Origin of the sequence: Lactobacillus sp. ESL0701, from assembly GCF_029433445.1 — a bacterium.
GTDB lineage: Bacteria > Bacillota > Bacilli > Lactobacillales > Lactobacillaceae > Lactobacillus.
The window spans coordinates 1-3,215 of sequence record NZ_JAQTIC010000011.1; the positions used below are offsets into that span (position 1 = coordinate 1).

Annotated in this window: 2 rRNA genes; both read right to left on the bottom strand. The window is 49.4% G+C overall.

What is annotated here, in order from left to right:
* Positions 1-3: 3 nt before the first annotated feature.
* Positions 4-120, bottom strand: a 5S ribosomal RNA gene (gene rrf / locus PT281_RS07750).
* 82 nt (positions 121-202) lie between these two features.
* Positions 203-3,113, bottom strand: a 23S ribosomal RNA gene (locus PT281_RS07755).
* Between the last annotated feature and the right edge of the window lie 102 nt (positions 3,114-3,215).

Sequence of the window (3,215 nt, forward strand, 5' to 3'; positions counted from 1 at the left end):
AAAGCACGGCAGCGTCCTACCCTCGCAGGCAGTCTCCCACCAACTACTCTCGGCGTGAAGAAGCTTAACTACTGTGTTCGACATGGTTACAGGTGTTTCCTTCTTGCTATTGCCACCGTACTTTTTCCTTTGAGTTCTTACACTCAAAACTAAATATAATCTCTTGAAAAAACTTTCTTACACTCTCCAGACTGCTCAAGCTCTGGTCAAGTCCTCGACTGATTAGTACTAGTCCGCTCCAAGTCTCACGACTCTTCCACTCCTAGCCTATCTACCTCTTAGTCTTAGAGGTGTCTTACTACTTTCGTATGGGAAATCTCATCTTGAGGGGGGCTTCGCACTTAGATGCTTTCAGCGCTTATCCCTGCCATACTTAGCTACCCAGCGATGCCTTTGGCAAGACAACTGGTACACCAGCGGTATGTCCATCCCGGTCCTCTCGTACTAAGGACAGCTCCTCTCAAATTTCCAACGCCCACGACGGATAGGGACCGAACTGTCTCACGACGTTCTGAACCCAGCTCGCGTGCCGCTTTAATGGGCGAACAGCCCAACCCTTGGGACCAACTTCAGCCCCAGGATGCGACGAGCCGACATCGAGGTGCCAAACCTCCCCGTCGATGTGAACTCTTGGGGGAGATAAGCCTGTTATCCCCAGGGTAGCTTTTATCCGTTGAGTGATGGCCCTTCCATGCGGTACCACCAGATCACTAAGCCCGACTTTCGTCCCTGCTCGAGTTGTCTCTCTCGCAGTCAAGCTCCCTTATACCTTTACACTCTGTGAATGATTTCCAACCATTCTGAGGGAACCTTTGGGCGCCTCCGTTACTCTTTAGGAGGCGACCGCCCCAGTCAAACTGCCCATCTGACACTGTCCTATATCTCGCTTAGAGATACTAGTTAGAGTAGCCATCAAACAAGGGTAGTATCCCAACATTGCCTCCAATAAGACTAGCGTCCTATCTTCTCTGGCTCCTACCTATCCTGTACATGTTTAACAGCTACCCAATATCAAATTGCAGTAAAGCTCCATGGGGTCTTTCCGTCCTGTCGCGGGTAACCCGCATCTTCACGGGTATTATAATTTCACCGAGTCTCTCGTTGAGACAGTGCCCAAATCATTACACCTTTCGTGCAGGTCGGAACTTACCCGACAAGGAATTTCGCTACCTTAGGACCGTTATAGTTACGGCCGCCGTTTACTGGGGCTTCAGTTCGAACCTTCGTCTTACGACTAAGCTCTCTCCTTAACCTTCCAGCACCGGGCAGGTGTCAGCACCTATACGTCGTCTTACGACTTTGCAGATACCTGTGTTTTTGATAAACAGTTGTTTGGGCCTATTCACTGCGGCTGGCTGTTACACCAGCACCCCTTCTTCCGAAGTTACGGGGCGATTTTGCCGAGTTCCTTAACGAGAGTTCTCTCGCTCACCTTAGTGTTCTCCACTCGACTACCTGTGTCGGTTTGCGGTACGGGTACGTTATCTCTCACTAGAAGCTTTTCTTGGCAGTGTGACTACAGAACCTTCGCTACTTTATTTCGCTCCTCATCACAACTTGTGCTTTTTGAAAGCAAGCATTTGACTCACTCTCACACTTGTTGCTTGAACATGGGCTTCCAGCGCCATGCGTTCCTTGCCTCCTGCGTCCCTCCTTCGCTATTAACGATTTAACGCAGTACAGGAATCTCTACCTGTTGTCCATCGGCTACGCCTCTCGGCCTTACCTTAGGTCCCGACTTACCCTGGGCGGACGAGCCTGCCCCAGGAAACCTTAGTCTTTCGGCGGACAGGATTCTCACCTGTCTTTCGCTACTCATACCGGCATTCTCACTTCTAAACGCTCCAACTATCCTCTCGATTAGCCTTCACCGCATTTAGAACGCTCTCCTACCACGTGTATTACTACACATCCACAGTTTCGGTACTATGCTTAGCCCCGGTAAATTTTCGGCGCAGCGTCACTCGACTAGTGAGCTATTACGCACTCTTTTAATGATGGCTGCTTCTGAGCCAACATCCTAGTTGTCTACGCAACTCCACATCCTTTTCCACTTAGCATAGATTTTGGGACCTTAACTGGTGATCTGGGCTGTTTCCCTTTCGACTACGGATCTTATCACTCGCAGTCTGACTCCAGTGCTTTGATATCTGGAATTCGCAGTTTATCTGAATTCAGTAACCCCTGACGGGCCCTTCGTCCAAACAGAGCTCTACCTCCATTATCATCCTCGCACCAGGCTAGCCCTAAAGCTATTTCGGAGAGAACCAGCTATCTCCAAGTTCGTTTGGAATTTCACCGCTACCCACAGCTCATCCCCGCAATTTTTAACTTACGTGGGTTCGGTCCTCCAGTGCGTTTTACCGCACCTTCAACCTGGCCATGGGTAGGTCACTTGGTTTCGGGTCTACATCAACTAACTCTCTCGCCCTTTTCAGACTCGCTTTCGCTGCGGCTCCGTCTTTTCTGACTTAACCTCGCTAGTTAACGTAACTCGCCGGTTCATTCTACAAAAGGCACGCCATCACCCTTTAATGGGCTCTGACTACTTGTAGGCACACGGTTTCAGGTTCTCTTTCACTCCCCTTCCGGGGTTCTTTTCACCTTTCCCTCACGGTACTGGTTCACTATCGGTCACAAATTAGTATTTAGCCTTGCGAGATGGTCCTCGCTGCTTCAACCGGAATTCCTCGTGTTCCGGCCTACTCAGGATACTGCTCAGCGTGCATTCAATTTCGCTTACGGGGCTCTCACCCTCTCTGGCTTACCTTCCCAGATAATTCTGCTATCTCTTGCACTACCTTACTGCAGTCCTACAACCCCAAATGATAAATCACTTGGTTTGGGCTCTTTCCTCTTCGCTCGCCGCTACTAGGGAAATCGATTTTTCTTTCTCTTCCTGCAGCTACTTAGATGTTTCAGTTCACTGCGTCTTGCCCTAACTGACTATGTATTCATCAGCTAGTAATATGATCTCTCATACTGGGTTCCCCCATTCGGATACCTCCGGATCTCTGCGTACTTACCGCTCCCCGAAGCATTTCGCCGTTCGTCGCGTCCTTCTTCGCCTTCTTGTGCCTAGGCATTCACCGTGCGCCCTTATTTACTTGACCTTACTCAAGTTACTCTCTCGGTCGCTCTTGCAATCTGTTTCTTTTCTCTTTGATTGTGTCTCGGTTTTTTCTTGGATTATATTCAGTTTTCAATGTACTAAC